This window comes from Rubrivirga sp. (genome assembly GCF_049648075.1).
GTDB lineage: Bacteria > Bacteroidota > Rhodothermia > Rhodothermales > Rubricoccaceae > Rubrivirga.
On sequence record NZ_JBARYR010000703.1, the window covers coordinates 1 to 3,952 of the forward strand.

The window sequence follows — 3,952 nt, forward strand, 5'->3', positions numbered from 1 at the left end:
GCCTCGGACCGCGAGCCGGTCGCCCGGTGCGACCTCGAGGTCGATCCCACGCCAGAGCCACCGGGCCTCGACGCGGCGGCCGGCGTTGCGGAGGGCGAGGAGGGGGGCGGACCGGCTCATGTCGAGGGCGGACCGCGACGGTGCGACGCGGGTTTCCGCCCTCGAGGTCGGATCTCGCCTCCCTCGTCCGCCCTTGAGGCCGTATGCGAAGAAAAGCGCTTCCAGCCGCCCTCGAGGTCGGATCTCGGACTGTGCCCTTGCCGAGGGGGCATCGCGTCGCTACTCTCGGGCATGCCCGCCGCTCTCTCCTTCGCGTTCGTCTATTCCTTTACGGGGTACGGCTATGCGCGTCCGGCGGGCCGCAGGCGATAGAGGGTTTCAGCCCTCCCGACTCCTGACGCAGCCCGCCCACCCGGCGGGCTTTTTTCGTTTCTGACACTTGTAGGCCTCGATGTCCGATCTCTCCTCCCTCCGCGACGACCTCGACGCCGTCGACCGCCGCCTGGTCGCCGCGCTCGCCGAGCGCCAGCAGCTCGTCGCGGATGTCGCCGCCGTCAAGGCCGCCGACGACGCCCTCCCGATCCACGACGCGGACCGCGAGCAGTCGCTGTTATCCCGTGTCCACGCGCTCGCCGAGGACGCGGGCGTCGACGGCTACTTCGCGAGCCAGCTCTACCGCCAGATCCTCCGCCACTCGGTCCGCTTCCAGGCCGTCCGGCAGCGCGTCGGGACGGACGGCGTGACCATCGCCTACCAAGGCGTGGCCGGCTGCTACAGCCACTCGGCCGCGCGCCACCACTTCGCCGCCGTCGCCGACGTCGACTACCTCGGGACCACGACGTTCGGAGGCACGATTGAGGCCCTCAAGTCTGGCAAGGCGCAGCGGGCGCTCCTGCCGGTCGAGAACACGACGGCCGGCCCGATCTCCGGCGTCTACGATCTCTTGGTCGAGCCCGGCCTGCACATCGTGGGTGAGGAGGTCCTCAAGGTCGAGCACTGCCTGCTCGGCCTCGAGGGCGCCACGGTCGCGGGCCTCCAGCGCGTCGGGACGCACCCGCAGGCGATTCGGCAGTGCAGCCTGTTTCTGGACGGGTTGGGCGCCAAGGTCATCTCCGAGGTCGACACGGCCGGTGCCGCTCGGGACGTGGCCGAAGCCGGCGACCCGACGCGGGCGGCCATCGCAGGCGAGGACGCCGCCGAGCTCTACGGGTTGACCATTCTGAAGCGGCACGTCGCCAACCGGAAGGACAACTTCACGCGCTTCCTGATCGTCTCCACCGAGGCCCTCGAGCACGACCAGCGGCTTCCGCACAAGACGTCCCTGGTGCTCTCGACCGCCCACGAGACAGGTGCCCTGGCGTCGCTGCTGCAGACGTTCGCCGAGGCCGAGGTCAACCTGACCAAGCTCGAGAGCCGCCCGTCTCTCACGACCCCGTTCGAGAGCCTGTTCTACCTCGACCTCGAGGGCGGCCTCCACGAGTCCGAGGTCGCCGACGCCATCGAGGCCGCGCGCGCCCACACGCGCTCGCTCCGCGTGCTCGGGTCGTACCCCGTCTTCCGTGCGGAGACGCCACGCGCGACGCTCGCCAGCAGCGGCGGCGACGGAGCCGTCCGCTCCAAGCCGACCGCTCCGCCCAGCGTCAAGGCCAGCCGCCGCAAGCTCGGCGACCGTCGCCAAGGCCAGGCCGACACCGTCGTCGAGATCGCGGGGGTCCGCATCGGGGGGGACGAGCCTCCGGTCTTGATCGCTGGCCCGTGCTCGGTCGAGAGCCGCGACCAGATCTTCGAGTCGGCCCGCGCTGTACGGGAGGCGGGCGGAATGATGCTCCGTGGTGGCTGCTTCAAGCCTCGGACATTGCCCTACGATTTTCAGGGCCTCGGCTTCGAGGGCCTGACGATGATGCACGAGGCCGGCGCGGCCAACGGCCTGCCGATCGTGACCGAGGTGGTGCACCCGCGCGACGTCGAGGGCATCGCGCGAGAGGCCGACGTGCTGCAGATCGGGGCGCGCAACATGCAGAACTTCGAGTTGCTCAAGGAGGTCGGGCGGAGCCACGCGGCGGTGTTACTCAAGCGCGGAATGTCGTCGAGCATCGACGAATGGCTCGCAGCGGCCGAGTACGTGCTCGCCGGCGGCAACGAGCGCGTAATCCTGTGCGAGCGCGGCATCCGCACGTTCGAGACGGCGACGCGCAACACGCTCGACCTGTCGTCAGTGGTGGTCGCGCGCGAGCGGACGCACCTGCCGGTGATCGTGGATCCGAGTCACGCAGCCGGTCTTCGGCGCTGGGTGCCGGCCCTCGCCAAGGCGGCCATCGCGGCCGGCGCGCACGGCCTGATCGTGGAGGCACACCCGGACCCGGACAACGCCCTCTCAGACGGCCCGCAGTCGCTGACGTTCGACGCGTTGGCGGAGTTGGCCCGCGACTTGGGCGTCGCGCCGGTGCCGGCGTAGCGGGGCAAGGGGCAGGAGGATTCGTCCTCGAGGTCGAGCAAGCCACCGGCGTGCCCCGTGTGCTGACACGGTCGCGGCCCGTCCCCGAGGCCGCGGACGGCGACGGAATCGACACGGAGTGCACGATCCGCGGAAGGGACGTCGGCGTACGGGGCGCCCCACGTCTTCCGACCTCGAAGTCACGCCCCTCTGTCCATGCTCCTCACGCCCCTCGCCCTCGGCCCGCTCCTGTTGCCCAACCGCGTCTGGATGGCCCCGCTCACCCGGAGCCGCCACCGCGACACGATCCCCTACGCCCTCGCGCCGACCTACTACGCGCAGCGCGCCGGCGCCGGGCTGATCGTGGGCGAGGCGACGCAGGTGACGCCCCGGGGACAAGGATACCCCGACACGCCCGGCATCCACTCGGACGAGCAGGTCGAGGCGTGGAAGCGTGTGACGAGGGCCGTTCACGCCCAAGGCGGGCGCATCGTGTGCCAGCTATGGCACGTCGGCCGCGTGTCGCACTCGGCGTATCATGACGGCGAGCTTCCGTTCGCACCGTCGGCGATTGCGGCGTCGGGTCAGCACATGTTGCCGGACTTCTCGATGGCCGACTTCGAGACGCCGCACGCGATGACCGAGGACGAGATCGAGGAGACGATCCAGCACTTCGCGCGCGGTGCCGAGCGTGCCCTCGAGGCCGGGTTCGACGGCGTCGAGGTCCACGCGGCGAACGGCTACTTGTTGGAGCAATTCATGTCGAGCGGGACCAACCAGCGGGCCGACCGCTACGGCGGTTCCGTCGAGAACCGCATCCGGTTGTTCGACCGAGTCCTCGAGGCCGTCGTCGCGGTCTGCCCGCCGGAGCGGACCGGCGTTCGGTTCTCGTTCGGCCAGGGCGCCAACGGCGTCACCGACGCCAATCCCGCCGAAACGTGGGCGCTCGCGAGCCAGCGTGCCGCCGCGCACGGACTCGTCTACGTCCACGGCATCGTGCCCAACGACCAGACCGGCGGCGACGCCGACTTCGACGCCCTCGAGGTCGTGAACGCGAACTACGACGGCGTGGTCGTCGCCAACGGCGGCATCGACCGCGAGCAGGCCGAAGCGCTCTTGGGGGACGGACGCGCCGATGCGGTCGCCTTCGGACGGGACTTCCTCGCCAACCCCGACCTGGTGACGCGCTTCGAAGCGCAGCAAGCCGGCCTCGACGTGCCGCTCAACGAGCCGGACAAGAGCACGTTCTACGGCGGCGGGCCGGAGGGCTACACCGACTATCCGCTCTGGGACGGCACCGGCGTCGAGGTCGAATAACCCGCGATCTCGAAGGCGCACGCCGGACCTTCGCGTCCGGCTCGGCCGTTCCGTTCGCTCTCCGCAAATTCCACCATGTCCGCTGCGTCGCCCTCGAGGTCGCACCTCGCCCACATCAGCCGCGTCGAGATGGGGGCCACGCGCGGCTGGCAGGTCCGGATGCAGCGCGACGGCGAAAAGCACCGGCGGATCTTCCAGGAC

2 protein-coding genes are annotated in these 3,952 nt (G+C 70.5%); both read left to right on the forward strand.

Annotated elements, in window-relative coordinates; translation table 11 throughout:
* Nucleotides 1-451 precede the first annotated feature (451 nt).
* Nucleotides 452-2,455 carry a 3-deoxy-7-phosphoheptulonate synthase gene (gene aroF, locus WBA11_RS18580; protein WP_424522122.1) on the forward strand — a complete coding sequence of 668 codons (2,004 nt, stop codon included), beginning with the start codon at nucleotides 452-454 and terminating at the stop codon, nucleotides 2,453-2,455.
* A 195-nt stretch (nucleotides 2,456-2,650) separates the two neighbouring features.
* Nucleotides 2,651-3,751 (forward strand): alkene reductase, encoded by a 1,101-nt coding sequence (locus WBA11_RS18585; protein WP_424522123.1) that lies wholly within the window; start codon nucleotides 2,651-2,653, stop codon nucleotides 3,749-3,751.
* Nucleotides 3,752-3,952 lie beyond the last annotated feature (201 nt).